Source organism: Aurantibacillus circumpalustris (assembly GCF_029625215.1).
Taxonomy (GTDB): Bacteria; Bacteroidota; Bacteroidia; order B-17B0; family Aurantibacillaceae; genus Aurantibacillus; species Aurantibacillus circumpalustris.
In genome coordinates this window covers 3366872-3384565 of the sequence record NZ_CP121197.1, presented here as the reverse complement: position 1 = coordinate 3384565, position 17694 = coordinate 3366872, and the positions used below count along the sequence as shown (strand labels likewise).

Genomic DNA, 17694 nt, shown 5'->3' with positions numbered 1-17694 from the left:
CAGTTTAATAAATTAAAAAGCCCGCTTTAACAAAGCGGGCTTTTGAGAACTAATATTAATTAATGGTTTACTATTATTTTTTTAACTATTCTTTCAGTGCCATTTGAAATTTCTGCAAAATAGATACCATTTGCATATTGGCTTAAATCAACACTGATAACATTATTGGTAATGTTTCTTAATTTTTCGTAGCTAATAAGTTGTCCAAAAGCGCTAGTTATATTTAGAGATAAATACTGTTCTTTTTGGAATGTAAATACAAAATTAAATATGCCGTTGCTTGGATTTGGCATTACTGTAACGCCTGACCCTAATAAATTGCCTTCTTCTCTAACTCCAACAGGGCCGCATGTAATAACAGGAACTACTGCCATTTGCACTTTATACCCTCTGGTTGATTTATATGGTTGCCAACTATTATTTGAATTAAGATACCATGCGCTCGAGTCAAGTGAACTGTTGAATTTGGTATTTGTTACAATGCCTACGGAGTCCCCATAAGCAAAAGGTATTTGAAGTCCTACAAAAAATCCAGAAGAAGGACTACTAATAATAATAGGACTTGCAAAATCAAATCTAAATGGAATTATTTTACGCTTGGTTATTAAAGATTTACCAGGCTTTCCAACAAAATCAACAGAGGTGTCGGCAGGAGTAAGTAATATCTTTGTAATACTATCACTTTTTGATCCTTGTGAACTAGTTGGACCACCGCCAACTGATCCACCATAAATTTTGCAGACTACCTGCGTATTCTGATAAGGTGATTTTGTTGCAGCTGAATCAAAAAGAACTATGACACTATTCACCTGTGGATTAGGAATTGTCGAATAAGTGTTTGGAGCAAAGTACTGTGCAAATTCTTTGTCTTTGTAACAATTTGTGCCAACTAGGTTACCGTTTGTTGACAAATTACCACAACCGTTAACAGAGCTAACGGGTGCTCTGTAGGTGGTAAGTGTGTCAGTTTTTTTAATGGCCCTCGCAGTATCCAAGCACTGCGATTGAACAGCACAAGTGTTTTGGGCCGTAACAACAAACGTAGCTGTTGAAGAACTTAAACTATTTGTAGCGACAAGTGTAAGTGTGTAATAACCAGGGTTATTTATGGTTACTGCTGGATTTGGAACAGAATTACTTGGAAAAAAATTTGCTGCCGGCGATGAGCTCCAAATATAAGTAGGATAAGGAAATCCACTAGAAGTATTGAAAGGTGTAAAAGGTTTATTTAAACATTGTTGAAATTGTGTCTCAAAAGAAGCAACGGCAGACGATGTTGGTAGTGCTTGTTCAGAACATTTAGAGTGTGTTCCAAGTAAATATCTTAAACTGCTTTGGCTTAACACGGTCTGCATACGGATATTTTGGTCTGGAGTAAACATATACATACAGGCATCGTCAGATCTATCCATGAAATTCATTGGCATTTCCCCGTTTGGACTTGTACCTACACCACAACCATCGATAGGAGTTGTTGTAACACAACCATAATGCGCTTGTTTTGCTGTTGGAGTATCTGTACAATAATCAGATAAACAATTACCATCACCCCAAATATGCCTTAATCCAAGCCAATGACCAATTTCGTGTGTTGCGGTTCTACCTTCATCGTAGGGAGCAACGGCACCTGCAGTAGCTGTCCCGAAAGCTTTTGCATACACCCAAATGCCGTCGTTAGTGGTTGTTCCAAAAGTTCCGCCGAAAATTCCTGCAAGACCAGAACCAGGTGGATAAGTAGCAAAACCATTCATTGGGTATCCAACTGGTTTGTCGCTCACCCAAATATTTAAATATTTAGTAGGATCCCAATATGTAAGCGGAATTATTACGTTATTAAAATAGGCCTTAAGATCTAATGTAGGGGTTGAAGGACTTTGCCATATATTTGCAGAAGCACTGATACGTTCAATTCCACGAGGATTCATTGGTTGATCTTGACGGTCTTTTCTAGCTAAACAAAATTGAATTCCTGTATTAGAAACCAAGCCAGAAAAAACAGACGGAACATTGTTCACATTAACACCCGTTCCACTAAAATCCCTATTTAGCGCTGCGATTTGCGACTTAACCTGATTTGTATCTAAGTTGGGATAAGTCCCAATTGGTTCATTAAAATAAATAATATGAACAATTACAGGAATTTCGCGAACAACTAAAGCTGTTTTATTATGCGCTAAGTTGTCCTTATATTCTTCAACTTTACTATTTAGCCATGAATCCCACTGTTGAGAAGGAACGCCCGCACCGCAATAATTTTTTAATTGTTCGGGTGTTTGTGCACTAAAAATACTTGAAGTTAATAAAGCTAGACAGAGAAATAACTGTTTTTTGTTCATGATAGGTTAGAGTTTTAATTGAAATAAAAGTAGAGAAAATAAATCATTAAAAAAAATTACTCGCTCATTCACTCATCATTTTAAATTGGTAATAAGGATGTTTATTAATAGTTTATAGTTTTGTTAATCTTGCAAATTTTAATAAAAGACTCTTGTTCCCAGCTTTTTCAAATTGAATAGTAGCCTTTGTCTCAGGCCACGAACCCTCAAGTGAAACAATTTGACCCTTCCCAAATTTCTCGTGCATTACGTTGTCGCCCGAAAGCAACGATCTGTTTAATGAAAGATCGGCGGGAGTTGAATTGGAGTTAAAACTACTACTTAGACGGATGAGTTTTTTAGGTTTTAAATTCAGGTTAATTATTGATGTATTTGAATCATTTGAAACAGAATTATAATTATCCCGAAACTTATCAAATGTGTTTTTTGAAAATGAGGGGGATACCTGATCTTCTGGATAATCAAGAAATTTTTCATCAATTTCGTCGATAAACCGACTTGGTTCGCAATAGGTAACGTTTCCAAATCGGTAGCGCATGGTTGCATAACTTAGTGTTGCTTGCTTTTCGGCACGTGTAACAGCAACATAGAACAGTCGGCGTTCTTCCTCCAAATCGGTTCTACTATTTATAGAAAGTTGCGATGGAAACAAGTTTTCTTCCAATCCAACAATATATACATACGGAAACTCGAGCCCTTTTGCAGCGTGTATGGTCATCATACTCACTTTATCTTTGTCGGTATCTTTTTCATCTTCTTTGTCTACACTCGTAAGCAAAGTAATTTCTTGCATAAATTCGTCAAGCGTTTTGATAGATGTATTAGCTTCTTCAAGCGCAAGCTCTGTTTCTTTTTTTTGAAGCTCTAGTTTTATAACATCGTTTAGCTCATTTTCTTGAGGGGTACGAGGCTGTTCTACAAAATCTTTGATTCCATTTAATAATTCCTGAATGTTCTCGTACCTACTAACACCTTCGGGTGTTTTATCAGTGTACAGTTCTTTTACAATACCGCTATTAACAGCAATATAATTGGCTAAATCATACGCGTCTTTGTAAGGCAATAATAGACTATACGATTTTATTTGTGTAACAAAATCATTTATTTTTGAAGCAATGCCGGCATTTATTCCAAGATTAAAATCTTTAAGATTGCTTATTACAGTCCACATATTAATATCATGTTCCGCAGCTGCGACTGTAATTTTATCTAAAGTCGTTTGTCCAATACCTCTTGCCGGATAATTAATTACCCTGCGAAGACTTTCATCATCACTCGAATTTATCGTTAAACGAAAATACGATAACACGTCTTTAATTTCTTTACGTTGGTAAAAACTTATACCTCCATAAATTTTGTAAGGAATGTTTAGTTTTCTAAGAGACTCCTCAAATGACCTTGATTGCGCGTTGGTTCTATAAAGTATAGCAAAATCGCTATTTTTGGCCTGATTTTGCATACGTATTTCAAAAATACTGTTTACAATTTTCTGCCCTTCTTCATTATCAGAACCAGCTTTAATAACTTTCAATTTTTGTCCGTCCTCGTTTTCTGTGAATACGGTCTTTTTAAACTGATCTTTATTATTGGCAATTATATGGTTTGCAGCCGCAACTATGGTTTTTGTACTTCTATAATTTTGTTCGAGTTTAAATGTTTTTAAATCTGGATAATCTTTTTCAAAATTTAGAATGTTTTGAATATTAGCTCCGCGAAAGGCGTAAATACTCTGAGCATCATCTCCCACCACACATATATTTTGAAACCGCGCAGCTAGTTGTTTAATTATAAGGTATTGTGAAAAGTTTGTATCCTGATACTCATCTACAAGTATAAATCGGAATTTATTTTGATATTTTAAAAGTACATCTGGAAAATCTCTCAAAAGAACATTGGTTTGAAACAAAAGATCATCAAAATCCATAGCACCCGCTTTAAAATTTCTACGTTGATAGGCTTCGTATACTTTTCCTAATAAGGGTTTGCGGCTACTGCTATCTTCTTGTTGTGTAATCGGGTTGTTCAAGTATTGTGCTGCGGAAACCAATTTATTTTTTGCTTCACTAATCCTATTTAAAACTAAAGAGGGTTTGTAAATTTTATCATCAAGATTAAACTGTTTTAAAATTTCTTTAATGACACTTTTACTATCATCGGTATCATAAATTGTAAAGTTGCTTGGGTAGCCAAGTTTAGAAGCTTCTATGCGTAAAATTTTAGCAAATACGCTGTGAAAAGTACCCATCCATAAATTTTTGGCTTCCCCAGGGCCAACAATTTTGGCAATCCTCTCTTTCATTTCTTTTGCAGCTTTGTTGGTAAACGTTAAAGCCAAAATATTAAAGGCATCCGCACCTTTTTCCATAATGTGTGCTATACGGTAGGTAAGAACTCTTGTCTTTCCAGATCCAGCACCAGCTATAATCATTACCGGACCTTCTGTGGCCTTTGCAGCCGCTCTTTGTAAGGTATTTAGTTCATCTAAGTAGTGATCCATCCTCTAAAATTGCTAATTTTTTTGCTTTCATTGGTAAGCTATTTTTAGAAGATTTAAACATATTTCTTTTTCACTCATTCAAATGCTTAGTTCACTAAATAATTGCGTGGTTTAAGATTTGTTTTATGAAAAACTAGTTATGTTGGTTATATTTATGCTAATCAAATGGTTAAATGAAAAAACGCGAAATTATATTCATGATTTTATTTCTATCAGGATTAGTGTGTTTCGCTCAAAATCCCTCGTGTTCAAACGGTTATGTGTATATGGACGGAGGTTCTTTTATTAGTTTTTATGATCCCGGGTTGCCGCTTTCTGCAAGCAATCCATCTCAAACAAACATTCCTACATTTGGTGGAGGTTTAGCGTTAATGCCAAATATAAATGGAGGAACTCTAACTCCAACTTTTTATACAACTTTTGCAGGAAATTACTGGTATTGGAATGGTGTTTCATGGGTAAATACTGGGCATTCTACTGGTAACACCTCGGCTGTTAATATTGCAGGCTGTGCCGGAGCCATATACAATATTGTTGGATCTACCGGACAGGTTTATTCTTATAACGGAACCACTAACGGCACTTTGCTTACAACACTTGCTGGATTTAACGGTGGCGGGCCTTATGACCTGGTTACGGATTGCAATTGTAATTTCTACGCTTTAAAAACGAGTACTCCAAGTCAAGGACTATCCATGTACAACGCCTCTGGTTCCTTGCAATGTACGTATACCTTAAGTGGTATGCCGAGTTCGGTCGGTGGGGGTGGTTTCGCAATTATTGGAAATAAAATTTATCTTAAAAATAATAATGCACTTGGAGGATTTTACATTGGAACAATAAGTGGTAATAGTGTAACATTTGTGGCGGTGCCAGGTTTTACTAATTCTCCTGGAGATTTTGCATCTTGTTCGGTTTGTTATCCTTCAACAAGTTTAGCAGGTAGTAGTATTTTTGGTGGGGTGTTAGGCTGTAATATACCAACTGTAAGCCTAGTTGTTACTACAACAGCAAGTCCGGTTACTTATACATGGTCAGGGCCAGGAGTTGTTGGAGCTGCAAGTAATTCGATTGTTACAGTAAATGCTCCCGGCACATACTCCTGTTTGATAAATACGGGCACTTGTCCTCCAACCCAACTCACACTTACTACAACGGTTTTAAGTACTTCGACATCAGTTTTAGCTCAGTTAAGTCCAACAGGAACAATTTGCAAAGAAATAAACGAAACAAAAAAACTTTCGGTTGCTCATACTTTTTCCAGTGATATTGTATTTTGGAGTGGACCAGGAATACCATTTGTTTCTGGAACTGATTCTCTTTTAGTGGGTGCGCCTGGCGCCTATACTGTGAGTGTAACAGATTTAATGAGTGGGTGCACTGCAACAGATGTAGTTACAGTTCATCAAACGCCGACGGTGAGTGTAGCGCTAAGTGACAATACTCTCTGTCTACAGAGTTTTAATAGTTCTCCCGCTTCAATAACACTTACTCCTTCAGGAGCGGCTAATTATACACTTATAACAACAAGCAACTATTCGACAACTTCTCCAAATGGGCCTACAATGCCTTGTTTTCCTGTAACCATTTTTGGTAATTTATCTGCTAATGCTTCAGCAACATTAATAGGATCCAACGGATCTTGTCCAGATACAACTACCACTGGATTTGTTATTGTTCCTAATCCAACTTTAAATCTCACTACAACTTCGGCAAGTATGTGCCCAAATACTAATACGGTGATTTCCGTTAGTGGAGCAACCCAATATTTTTGGGGTGGAAGCCCTGGACTTAATTCAACAAGTGGTAGTAACGTAGTGGTAAGCCCGAGTTCAGCCGCAGTTTATACTGTTGTTGGTACAGATTCTGGTTGTCAAAGTCAAACAAACTCAGTATCTATTGTGATATTACCTTTGCCGGTATTGAATGTAAATCTTACTACTTCAACAATTTGTTTAGGATCTCAAATTACTTTGAGTGTTACTGGCAATGCTACTTCGTATTCATGGAGTCCAGCCATTGGTCAGTTGTCTTCGCCAAATAATACAACCATAAACGTTTCACCTCCAAATAGTTTAATTTATTCAGTTGTTGGTTCATTAAATACATGCACAAACTCAGCTAGTTCTGTTGTTTATATTGTGCTGCCACCTGTTTTATCACTCAGTTTAAGTAACACTACCCTATGTGCTCAGAATTTTAATGGTTCGCCGAATGCTATTACTTTAACACCGGCAGGAGCAATTAATTATACTTTGTTAGCAGGTAATGGAATAAGTATTACAGCTCCAAACGGACCCGTTATGCAACTTGTTCACACTAGCACTCAGGTTACTTTGCCTACAGTTTATACCGCTACTTTAGTTGGAAAAACTGGGGTTTGCACGGTTAGTACTACGAAAAATTTTACAGTAATTCCTAATCCGATAATCTTTATAACTCCTTCGTCCGCCAGTGCATGTCCGGGAGAAAGTAGAGCTTTTTCTGTTTCGGGAGCAGCTCAGTATACATGGTTACCAATGCCAAATTATACAGTTACCGGAAATAATAGTATTGTTGCAAATCCAACCTTAACAAGCTTTTATTCGGTTATTGGAACTGATCACGGGTGCTTGGGTGCTACAAAAAATGCAGTGTTGCTTATTTTACCAGTTCCTACAGTGTCAGTTTATCCTAAAACTACAACAGTATGCGCTGGGAGTTCTGTCACATTAGCTGCTTTAGGAAATGGTAACTCATATAATTGGTCACCATCTACTGGATTGTCTTCTAACGGAGGAACAATGGTTACGGCAGCACCATTAGCGTTTCAAAGTTATACAGTTAAGGTTGCCTTAAATACCTGTACGAATCAAGCTATTGCAACAGTTTCAGTAATTCAAATACCGAACATACATGCTAGCGCCACACAACCAACGATTTGTAGTAGCGCAATCACAAATCTAAAGGCGACTGGTGCAGACTCTTTTTTTTGGTACCCAAATGAAAAACTAAATTCTCCATCCGGAAACTTGGTTGTAGCATCACCAGACGAAAGCACGACCTATACAGTTCATGGTTACAATGGAATTTGTACAGGTTCTACAATAGTATACGTTGAAACAGTTAGGCGACCTGATATGGATTTGATTGTTTCGATTAACAAAGTTTGTAAAGGTAATACTTTACCAATTACGGTAACCGGGGCAAGCAATTATACATGGGAACCTGCGGGTACATACGTTGCCTTGGGCTCAAATACAACAATAATAGCTTCACCGCAGGTATCCACAAATTATACGATTACCGGATCTACATCAATAGGAACGGTATCGTGTTACCAGCAACTCATGTATCAAGTTTCTGTTGTTCCAGAGATAATCCCTAAAGTATCAAATGATGCTGTGTTATGCGCCGGAGATAAAACAACTCTTTATGCTTCTGGTGGAAATTCTTTTAGTTGGACGCCTTCGGAGGGACTAAATATAACTAACTCGAGTGCAGTTTTAGCTAATCCCACAATAACTACAATATATACTGTAGAGGTTTCAGACAACACCTACTGCAGTAAAACAACAACCGTTATGGTACAAATAAATCCAAAGCCAGTTGTATTTGCAGGAAGAGATAGTTCTTACAATGCGAATGAAGTAATATTTATTGAAGCTGTAGGAACCGGAACGCTAACGTGGGTTCGTGGCGAAGATATTTACTGCCTCGATTGCCCTAAAACGCAAGTGCGTCCAATGCGCGATGGTTGCTATATTGTAGAGGCCGTTAACGAGTACGGGTGCAGTGTAACTGATGATGTTTGTATCGAATTAACGGAAGATTTTACAGTTTATATCCCTAATACTTTTAGTCCGAATGGCGATGGAAAAAACGATCTGTTTTTAATTTATGGAGAAAATATATCTGATATTTCAATGGAAGTATATAACCGTTGGGGTGTGCAGCTATTTCAGTCTGGCGATTATAAGGTTGGCTGGGATGGAAAGTATAGAGAAAGTACTTGTCCTGTTGGCGTATACACCTATGTTATACGATATACCGGACTAGACCGCAAGAAGTATACAAAAACCGGAAATGTAAATATTATTAGATAGTTTGTCTGTTTTAGTGTGTTCTGTTGTAATAAGTTCCAAAAAAAGCGTGGGTTTAGTTTCCCACGCTTTTACTTTTTAAGAGTTATCTATACAATGTTATTTTTGTTTTGCTTTTTGCATGGGATTTTCTCCAGCACTTTGGCCACGAACTGCGGCTCCTGATTTGCTTTTAAATAACTCAAATTTATCAGGTTCTGATGCAATGTTCCAAGCATTGTTTTTTTCGTCAATGTCGGCGGTTTCTTTATACGGGTCAATTAAAATTGAGGTAACCTTTTTTGATTTTAAGAATGTTTTTGTTACTTCTTTCTCATTTTTGCGCCAGATGTAAGCATTTATTCGTTCGATTTCACTACTACCATCACTGTAGTTAAATTGAATAATAATAGGACTAACCAAACCGCCTTTATTTGAGAATTTAATTTCGTAAATAAATTTTCCTGAATATTTAGAAAAATTGCTGTCAGGCATTTCTTCTAAATTCTCGTTTCTGTTTTTAACCTCTTTCGTAATTTCCGGTTTTGGTTTATAATGATAATAAAAATCACGCAGTGTTGTATCAGCATCCACTAATGGTATAAGCCCAGCTTGGCGATTACGAATTGTAGTAATGTATTCAAATTCTTTATTTTTCGGACGTGTAACAACAGTATCCATTTTAACAGGAATCTTTTTTCCTTGTTTTATTGCGTAAGCTTTTACAGTATCAATAGAAATATCTACTGGTTCAATGTCATAAAACCAACCTCTCCAAAACCAGTCTAAATCAACGGCACTTGCATCTTCCATGGTTCTGAAAAAATCTGCAGGTTCTGGGTGTTTAAAAGCCCAGCGGTTACAATATTGTTTAAATGCAAAATCAAACAGTTCCCTGCCCATTACCGTTTCGCGTAAAATATTTAGCGCTGTTGCCGGTTTTCCATAAGCATTAGATCCAAAATTTATTATGTTTTCACTATTAACCATAATAGGCTCCAGCATGTTTTTTGGAAGTCGCATGTAATCCGTCATTTTATAAGCTGGCCCGCGTTGTGAAGGATAATTTGGATCAAATTCTCTTTCGGTTAAATATTGTACAAAGGTATTTAAGCCCTCGTCCATCCAACTCCACTGACGTTCATCGCTATTAATAATCATTGGGAAAAAGTTATGACCTACTTCATGAATAATTACTAAAATCATTCCGTTTTTGCTACCCTCAGTATAGGTGCCGTCTTTTTCAGTTCTTCCGAAATTGAAACAAATCATTGGATACTCCATACCGTTAGCCGCTTCAATACTTTGAGCTACAGGGTAAGGGTAGGGAATGGTGAATTTGGAATAGGTCTTAATAGTGTGTGCCACGACCTTTGTTGAATACTTGCGATAAAGTCCATAAGCTTCTTTACCATAAAAACTCATACACATTACTTTTTTACTTTCACACTGCACCGGCATAGCATCCCAAATATACTTTCGAGAACTTCCCCAGGCAAAATCACGCACACTATCGGCTTTAAAAATCCAAGTTTTTGTTCCAGTAGCTTTATTTTTTTCTGCATTCTTTGCGTCTTCTAACAAACCAATTTCTGTGGGTTCGCTAGCCGTTTGCGCCTTTTGCCAACGCGTGTATTGCGCTGGTGTAAGAACTTGTTGGTAATTTTGACATTCGCCGGTAGAGCAAACCAAATGATCTGAGGGTACCGTCATTTTTACTTTAAAATTTCCAAAAGCTAAAGCAAATTCTCCTCTTCCAGTAAATTGTTTGTTTTGCCAGCCGTGAAAATCACTGTAAACACACATACGAGGATACCATTGTGTTAGTGTAAATAAATAATTCCCGTCTTCCGGAAAATATTCATAGCCGCCGCGTCCACCATACTCCATGCGGTTAATCATTTTATAATGCCATTTCACAATGAATTTAAATTTTGCTTTTGAAACTAAAAGCTTTGGAAGATCAATACGCATCATTGATCCGTTAATAGTATATTTTAAAGCTTTTCCAAATTCATCGGTAACACCATCAATTTTATCTCCTAATCCTTCAAGATTAGTTTTTGTTTCTAAAGACTTAAGTGATTGCTGTGTGTAAGGTTCGTTAATTTTATTCTCGTCAAAATAATTTACTTCGTTAGTTGGGTCGTGTTGATTTTCATCTAACTGCAACCATAAAAAGTTTAAATTTTCAGGAGCATTGTTATGATAGGTAACTGTTTCGGTACCAATAACACTTAGGTTTTTTTCATCCAACTTAACATCAATATCGTAATCGGCACGTTGTTGCCAGTATTTCGCACCTGGTGCACCCGAAGCGGTTCTATACTCATTTGGGGTTGGTAGTATTGTACCCAATTGCTCAAACTTGTTTCCGTGATTTGATTGTGGATTATTTTGAATGTTTTGTGCTGAAACAAAACTTACAAGAATTAAGGCAATAGTTCCAAAAAACGCTCTGCGCTCATTTTTAAGGCAATTAAGGCAATGCTGCATGATACTGTGAGTTTGAAATAAGTGTAAGACCATTTGAATAAATAATTTAAAATCAACGAAAATACTAAAACAATCACTACAATAATAATTTGCCCTAACTCTATACCAAGATTAAAATAAAGTAGCGGCAACACAATACTGTCTTCATGCCCAAGCATCGACTTTAAAAGTATGGAAAATCCCAGCCCATGCACTAACCCAAAAAGGGTGATTATTACATATAAGAAAGATTTATTTCTTATGTTTTCAGTTTTATATTTAATAATCTGGTAAACGGCAGAGATAAGGATACTCAAAGCAATTAAGAATTCAATCCATTTTATTGAAAAAGAAACAATGCCATTTACACTTAAAGCTAATGAAATGGAATGTCCAACAGTAAAAGCTGTAATGAGCATTAATAGGTTACGCCATTGTTTAAGTGGAAAAGCAATTACCAATAAGGCAACAAACAAAATATGATCGTAACCGCTTAGGTCGAGAATATGTTCGACACCTGTAATAAACCATAAGCCAAATTCATTCATTATCTTTGGAATTAATTTAAAGAGTAAAAATACAGAATGAAAAAGATTTTATTGGTTGGATTACTTGGTTTACTTTTTTCATTTAAACATCCTTTTTATCTAAGTGTTACCAATCTCAAGTACAACTTGAAAGAGAGTGCATTACAGGGTTCGGTGAAATTATTTATCAATGATATAGAAGACGCGCTAAAACGAACGCAACAAAACAAAGTTGATTTGATAAATCCCAAAGACTCAATAAAAACACAAACAATGTTAGAAGAGTATTTAAAAAAACGCTTGTATTTAAGTGTCAATAATGTGAAAAAAAACTTCCAAGTGCTAGGGTTTGAGCGGGAGCAGGAAGCCGTTTGGATTTATATTGAAGTTAAAGATTGCAAACTTCCAAAAAACATCAGTATTGAAAACAGTCTATTATATGACTTTATAAAAAATCAAAGCAACATAATTCATGTAGAAGTAAACGAACAAAAGAAAAGTCTTAAACTAAATAATCCAGAAAAACTGGCGGTATTTGAATTTTAGTTTTCACTTCATTTTAATCTTTTTATAACTTCCCTTGCTAGCATTTTACCTGCAATAGCATAGCATTCCGCTCTTCTTTTTGACATGTTGTTTTCTCTTGAACCTGTGGCCGTTATCAAAAAACTAGCTATTAGTTTTTCCTCTTTATCAAAAAAAGTGCAGTTTGTTATAATGTGTGGCATTGAATACCCATCGTCTCTATGTAAATGAGGATCTTCTTCAAGTATTTTCACCACAAGAATTGCATCTTGTTCTCGTGTTATTGTATTTGAACCATGTATGCCTATTTTATTTATGTTTTTATTAAAAAATAGTTCAAATCTAGGTTCAAGCGTCGTTTTGGGAAGGGCTAGCCACTCACTTATCATTTTTTCCGCTTTATTGGTACTGAAATTTTCCCGTAAATCTTTAAAGTAATCTTCTTGATTTAAGAAAGAGCAAACAAATACAGAGTCAAAATTGTATTTAATACCCACGTTGTGCAACTTCTTAAGTGAAGCAGGGTCAGCTGCTAACAATTCAACTTTTTTCTGAACCTGGATACGCACCACGTCACCCCCAATTCGATAAAGACGTTGTCCGAAAAAATTGCAACTTGCTAGTAGTGATAGCGTTAAAAGTAAATTTTGAAGTTTATTATTCATTGATTGGGTTTTGAACTATTTGTTAAATATGAGGTAAAATCGCCAAATTTTTAATAATTATTGCTAAATGTTAATATCTTTACACCTTATCAACAAATTTAGGTTTGCATTTTTTACTAAAAATTCAATCTTTGCAACTCTTTTAAAAGCTGAAAAAGTTAATTTACATATTATCAATTACTTGCATTGGATTGTTAAATCTAAATGCCTCTGCTTTTTCACCGGACGAAAAAAACAAACCGGGTGATGACAAGAAATCAAAAGCTAAGAGAGAGGATACAACTAAAATGGTTATGAATCTTGAGCCGATTGCAGATCTTGAAGGAGAAGAAACTGACACCACTGAAATTTCTTTCCCAAGCCACGATTTATATGCAAGCTGGGACACTAACACAGCTCACCCATACAATTTTAGCGAATCCTTTAAAGAAGATAGCGTTACTATAATCCTTACACAAGGTGAGGATAATTGCTTTGTACTTCCTTACAAAGGTGGTTTAACAAGTTTGTTTGGTTGGAGAAAATACAGACCTCATTATGGTACAGATATTGATCTTGAAACTGGAGATTCCGTTTTAGCTTGTTTTGATGGAATGGTGCGTGTTGCAAAGTATTACCGAGGTTATGGTAATTGTGTTATTATTCGCCATAAGAATGGTTTAGAAACTGTTTATGGGCACATGTCCAAGTTGCTCGTTGAGTCAGGACAAGAGTTAAGTGCCGGAACTTTGATTGGACTTGGTGGAAATACTGGCCACTCTTATGGTAGCCATTTACATTTTGAAATCCGTTATTTGGGTCAAGCTTTAGATACTCAAGATTTTATTGATTACGAAAAAGGAGACTTAAAGTCTAACAGTTTTGTTTTAAGAAAAAGTGATGTTACTAGTAAATATGATTTAAGAGCTTTGCATACCCGCCATAAGAACGACTTAATGGCGCGCAAATACGGCTCAAGATATCCAGCAAAAGGTGGTGTTTACAGAGTGAGATCAGGAGATACATTAGGAGCTATTGCCAAAAGAAGTGGAACAAGTATTAAATCGCTTTGTAAAAAGAATGGCTTAAGACCAACATCTACTTTACGTATTGGTCAGCGCCTTAAAATTTGATTTCGCAACCGGGTAACAGAAATTTAATTTTCTGCATCTCATCAGCGTCAAATTTATTCCCTCTTAAATCTAAAAGACTCAAATTTTCTAGTTGCGAAATACTATCCGGTAATTTCGTAAGGTTATTTCCTCTTAAAGAAATTAAACGTAGTTTTTGAGCCTTATAAATATCAAAGGGTATTTTGGCTAGTGGATTATTCTCAATAACTAATACCTCAAGATTAGGGAAACGCTCAAAATGTTTAGTTAAATACCAGGTATTCGTATTCGAAAGATTCAAATAGTAAAGCGATGGAATTTTGAACAGTTCCTTTGGAAAGCTATCGAGAACGCAGTTTTCAATACTAATATCTTTTAAGTTTTTAAGAAAGTGAAAGGTTGTTGGTAGTTTTAAAGTATCATCGGTGTTTCCAAACTTAAAACTCTGAAGCCTACTTAAATAAGCAATTTGTGCAGGTATGCTATCTATAAGCGTGTGCTGTAATTCAAAAAATTGTAAATTGTAAAGTCCTTTTAAAGTCGGGAAAGTATTTAATTTGTTATTATAAGATGCAAAATAGAGCAAGTTAAAAAGACTTTCGAAATTTTTCGGGTAATCGGTAACTTCATTTCCACTTAATTTAAGTGCTTGTAGATCAGAGAGATTGGCGATTTTCTCGTAAAGTTTTAGATCTAATTTTTGATAACTTAAATCCACTTTGTAAACTTTCTTTTCAATTTTTAAAGCCTCTTTAAGATCGGTGTATACTTGACAGCCTAAAGGTCCGTACTTATCAAATTCCTTTTGGCTAAAAAGAAAAGTAGCATTAGATAGAAGTGAAAATAATATTAAACGTTTCAACGGCATTTTACTAAAGTATGTTTTAAATCGAGGATTTAAAAATGCGTTACTCTTAAATTTTAAACAAGCTATCAGATTATTTTAGTTCTTCCAAATGAACTTTATAACGACTAACCAAGGTCTTGGCAGCTTCGATAATTTCGTTTTCAGATGTCTTTACAGGTTTATTGAAGTTTCTCAATTGAAAAGAGATGACGGAATTATTTTTGAAGTAATAATCATTGTTTATGTCTGTTCCCAAAGGCCATTTTGAATAATCCACATTACCTTTTTTGTCGGTATGAAAAATGACATATCGTTCATATTCTCCATATTCTTTCTCAGTAATAGGTTCCTTTAAAGAAACCTTTTTTTCGTTTACAAATACCAAAGAGTCATTACTTAGGTAGTAGGTGTAATCTACGTAGCCGAACTCACCGCCATGATGACTTTTAATGAACACGAGTTTAGTTTTTAAATAGTAGGCTTTTAAATCGCCTCCATAGATTGAAAGGGAGTCTGCTTGTTTTTTTATTAGCGAATTAGTTTTTAAAAAACCATTAATCAAATCAACATACTTGTCGGTTTCTTTGGTATTTACCTTCTGTGCAAAGACTTGGCTTGTAAAGAATATAAAGAAGATAAAAATCCGCATAAGCTTAAATTAAAGTCTTTAATGATACACATTAAATATTTTCCAACCTAGTTCGTAAGCTTTATCAAGTTCCGTTTTGTTAAGATTTAAATTAATTTTATTTGTAATGGCATAGCTTTCAAGATCTTCGGTAGCTATATTTCCGGTTAAATCATCTGCAGCCATCGGACAACCTCCAAATCCATGAATGGCAACATCAAAATTGCGGCAACCGCTTTCATAAGCCGCTTTTAGTTTTTCTTGAGATTTGTCTTTGGTGGAGTGAAGGTGGGCTCCTAATTCTACATTTTTTAATTCTGGTAATAAGGCTCCAAATAATTGACTAATGGTTTCTGGCGTTGAAGAACCAGTTGTATCGGCCAAAGCAAGGTGTTTAATGCCTAGTGCATTTAATCTTTTACACCAGTCAATAGCAATATCAGCGTGCCAGGCATCTCCATAAGGATTACCAAAAGCCATTGAAATATAAACCAAGAGTTTTTTCTTTTTCTTAAGACAAAGTCTCTGAATTTCTTCAACACGCGCTAAAGATTCTTCAATTGAGGAATTGGTGTTTCTTTGCTGAAAAGTTTCTGAAATTGAAAACGGAAAACCCAAATAACTTATTTCTTCAAAGGCACAAGCTTCTTGCGCACCGCGTAGGTTGGCAATAATGGCTAGTAAATCCGTATTGCCGGCAGATAAATCCAATAGATCAAGAACCTTAGCTGTATCTTGCATTTGTGGAATGGCTTTTGGTGACACAAAGCTTCCAAAATCAATCGTTTTAAAACCAACTTTAAGCAATTGATTAATATATTCTACTTTTAATTCACTCGGAATCTGTTGCTTGATGCCTTGCATGGCATCGCGCGGGCATTCTGTAATGTTTATCATTTTATGAGCCTTTTATTTATATCACAAATTAATTTCGGACCGTGATAAATAAATCCTGTATAAAGTTGTATTAAATCAGCACCCGCTTCAAGTTTTTCGATGGCGTCTTCTGCACTGTGAATGCCTCCAACACCAATAACAGGGAAGGAGTTGTTCGATTTTTGTTTTAGGTAACGAATTACCTCTGTACTTCTTTTAGTTAAAGGTTTGCCACTTAAACCTCCCATGCCAATTTTCTCAATTTCAGATGGCTCGTAATTTAAGCCTTCTCTGCTAATTGTGGTGTTAGTAGCAATAATACCTGCAATTTTGGTTTGTTGCACTATATCAATAATATCGTCAAGCTGTGTATCTGTTAGATCTGGAGCAATTTTCAGTAAAATTGGTTTGGGTTTACTTTTCAGGTTGTTGAGATTTTGAAGGGTGTTTAGCAAGTTGGTAAGGGGTTCTTTTTCCTGTAGATCTCTCAAATTAGGCGTGTTTGGTGAAGAAACATTTACCACAAAATAATCCACCACATCAAACAATTCATTAAAACCAATAATATAATCATCAACGGCGTTTTCGTTTGGTGTTATTTTATTTTTTCCAATGTTTCCACCAATAATAACAGTTTTATCTTTTCTGTTCTTTAGCCTTTGCGCAGCATCTTTTACTCCGTGGTTATTAAAGCCCATACGGTTTATAAGCGCCTCGTTTTTCGTTAAACGAAATAACCGAGGTTTATCATTACCTGGCTGCATTTTAGGGGTTACAGTTCCAATTTCAATAAAACCAAAACCTAAATCACCCAATTGATTAAAGGCAATAGCATCTTTATCTAATCCAGCAGCCAGACCAACTGGGTTTTTAAAATCTAAACCAAAAACTCTGCGTTTTAGTGAAGGGTGTTCTTTTTTGAAGAATAGTCCTGCCAATTTACTAAATGAAGGGATTTTTAGTAATGAAAAGGTTAAATGATGAGCTTTTTCGGGATTGAGTCGAAATAGAAAGGCTTTTAGAATTGAATACATGCGCATCAAAATTAGAGTTAATTCTGGTACTTTTTAAATGTTAAAATTGAATTATTTAAAAATATGCAGCCCTTTTTATATTTTTTTATATTTTGATTTAAAAAAAATGTACTTTTGCTCCCACAAACAAAA

The 17694-nt window shown here is 35.5% G+C and carries 12 protein-coding genes; 3 read left to right on the top strand and 9 right to left on the bottom strand.

The window, feature by feature from the left end:
• Positions 1 to 59: 59 nt before the first annotated feature.
• Together P2086_RS14020 and P2086_RS14015 are read right to left on the bottom strand one after the other, a co-directional pair.
• Complete coding sequence (locus P2086_RS14020) at positions 60 to 2336, bottom strand: T9SS type A sorting domain-containing protein (protein ID WP_317897373.1); 2277 nt, start codon at positions 2334 to 2336, stop codon at positions 60 to 62.
• Between the two features lie 112 nt (positions 2337 to 2448).
• On the bottom strand, positions 2449 to 4833 hold the full coding sequence (locus P2086_RS14015; RefSeq protein WP_317897372.1) for an ATP-dependent helicase: 2385 nt from the start codon (positions 4831 to 4833) through the stop codon (positions 2449 to 2451).
• Between the two features lie 173 nt (positions 4834 to 5006).
• On the opposite strand from P2086_RS14015, the gene P2086_RS14010 reads away from it, so the two are divergent.
• The gene (locus P2086_RS14010; RefSeq protein WP_317897371.1) at positions 5007 to 8918 is read left to right on the top strand and encodes a T9SS type B sorting domain-containing protein; all 3912 of its coding nucleotides are present in this window, start codon (positions 5007 to 5009) and stop codon (positions 8916 to 8918) included.
• Between the two features lie 96 nt (positions 8919 to 9014).
• On the opposite strand, the gene P2086_RS14005 is transcribed toward P2086_RS14010, so the two are convergent.
• Both P2086_RS14005 and P2086_RS14000 read right to left on the bottom strand, forming a co-directional pair.
• On the bottom strand, positions 9015 to 11390 hold the full coding sequence (locus P2086_RS14005) for a M1 family metallopeptidase (protein ID WP_317897370.1): 2376 nt from the start codon (positions 11388 to 11390) through the stop codon (positions 9015 to 9017).
• Complete coding sequence (locus P2086_RS14000) at positions 11327 to 11917, bottom strand: HupE/UreJ family protein (protein ID WP_317897369.1); 591 nt, start codon at positions 11915 to 11917, stop codon at positions 11327 to 11329. Before P2086_RS14000 ends, P2086_RS14005 begins: the two co-directional genes overlap by 64 nt.
• A gap of 36 nt (positions 11918 to 11953) precedes the next feature.
• On the opposite strand from P2086_RS14000, the gene P2086_RS13995 reads away from it, so the two are divergent.
• The gene (locus tag P2086_RS13995; protein WP_317897368.1) at positions 11954 to 12442 is read left to right on the top strand and encodes a DUF6702 family protein; all 489 of its coding nucleotides are present in this window, start codon (positions 11954 to 11956) and stop codon (positions 12440 to 12442) included.
• 8 nt (positions 12443 to 12450) lie between these two features.
• On the opposite strand, the gene P2086_RS13990 is transcribed toward P2086_RS13995, so the two are convergent.
• Positions 12451 to 13086, bottom strand: coding sequence for a hypothetical protein (locus tag P2086_RS13990; RefSeq protein WP_317897367.1), 636 nt, complete (start codon positions 13084 to 13086; stop codon positions 12451 to 12453).
• Positions 13087 to 13277: 191 nt separating this feature from the next.
• On the opposite strand from P2086_RS13990, the gene P2086_RS13985 reads away from it, so the two are divergent.
• Positions 13278 to 14198 (top strand): peptidoglycan DD-metalloendopeptidase family protein, encoded by a 921-nt coding sequence (locus P2086_RS13985; RefSeq protein ID WP_317897366.1) that lies wholly within the window; start codon positions 13278 to 13280, stop codon positions 14196 to 14198.
• On the opposite strand, the gene P2086_RS13980 is transcribed toward P2086_RS13985, so the two are convergent.
• From P2086_RS13980 to P2086_RS13965, 4 genes are all read right to left on the bottom strand, one after another.
• Positions 14188 to 15045, bottom strand: coding sequence for a leucine-rich repeat domain-containing protein (locus tag P2086_RS13980; protein WP_317897365.1), 858 nt, complete (start codon positions 15043 to 15045; stop codon positions 14188 to 14190). The two genes, P2086_RS13985 and P2086_RS13980, sit on opposite strands and share 11 nt — an antisense overlap.
• Positions 15046 to 15115: 70 nt before the next feature.
• Positions 15116 to 15673, bottom strand: a complete 558-nt coding sequence (locus P2086_RS13975; protein ID WP_317897364.1) for a hypothetical protein — start codon at positions 15671 to 15673, stop codon at positions 15116 to 15118.
• Between the two features lie 18 nt (positions 15674 to 15691).
• On the bottom strand, positions 15692 to 16549 hold the full coding sequence (locus P2086_RS13970; RefSeq protein ID WP_317897363.1) for a hydroxymethylglutaryl-CoA lyase: 858 nt from the start codon (positions 16547 to 16549) through the stop codon (positions 15692 to 15694).
• Positions 16546 to 17562 (bottom strand): quinone-dependent dihydroorotate dehydrogenase, encoded by a 1017-nt coding sequence (locus P2086_RS13965; RefSeq protein ID WP_317897362.1) that lies wholly within the window; start codon positions 17560 to 17562, stop codon positions 16546 to 16548. Before P2086_RS13965 ends, P2086_RS13970 begins: the two co-directional genes overlap by 4 nt.
• Between the last annotated feature and the right edge of the window lie 132 nt (positions 17563 to 17694).

Bases quoted from the DNA above. Each gene is read 5' to 3' on its own strand.
- P2086_RS14020 (WP_317897373.1), bottom strand. From the start codon at position 2,336: ATGAACAAAAAACAGTTATTTCTCTGTCTAGCTTTATTAACTTCAAGT.
- P2086_RS14015 (WP_317897372.1), bottom strand. From the start codon at position 4,833: ATGGATCACTACTTAGATGAACTAAATACCTTACAAAGAGCGGCTGCA.
- P2086_RS14010 (WP_317897371.1), top strand. From the start codon at position 5,007: ATGAAAAAACGCGAAATTATATTCATGATTTTATTTCTATCAGGATTA.
- P2086_RS14005 (WP_317897370.1), bottom strand. From the start codon at position 11,390: ATGCAGCATTGCCTTAATTGCCTTAAAAATGAGCGCAGAGCGTTTTTT.
- P2086_RS14000 (WP_317897369.1), bottom strand. From the start codon at position 11,917: ATGAATGAATTTGGCTTATGGTTTATTACAGGTGTCGAACATATTCTC.
- P2086_RS13995 (WP_317897368.1), top strand. From the start codon at position 11,954: ATGAAAAAGATTTTATTGGTTGGATTACTTGGTTTACTTTTTTCATTT.
- P2086_RS13990 (WP_317897367.1), bottom strand. From the start codon at position 13,086: ATGAATAATAAACTTCAAAATTTACTTTTAACGCTATCACTACTAGCA.
- P2086_RS13980 (WP_317897365.1), bottom strand. From the start codon at position 15,045: ATGCCGTTGAAACGTTTAATATTATTTTCACTTCTATCTAATGCTACT.
- P2086_RS13975 (WP_317897364.1), bottom strand. From the start codon at position 15,673: ATGCGGATTTTTATCTTCTTTATATTCTTTACAAGCCAAGTCTTTGCA.
- P2086_RS13970 (WP_317897363.1), bottom strand. From the start codon at position 16,549: ATGATAAACATTACAGAATGCCCGCGCGATGCCATGCAAGGCATCAAG.
- P2086_RS13965 (WP_317897362.1), bottom strand. From the start codon at position 17,562: ATGTATTCAATTCTAAAAGCCTTTCTATTTCGACTCAATCCCGAAAAA.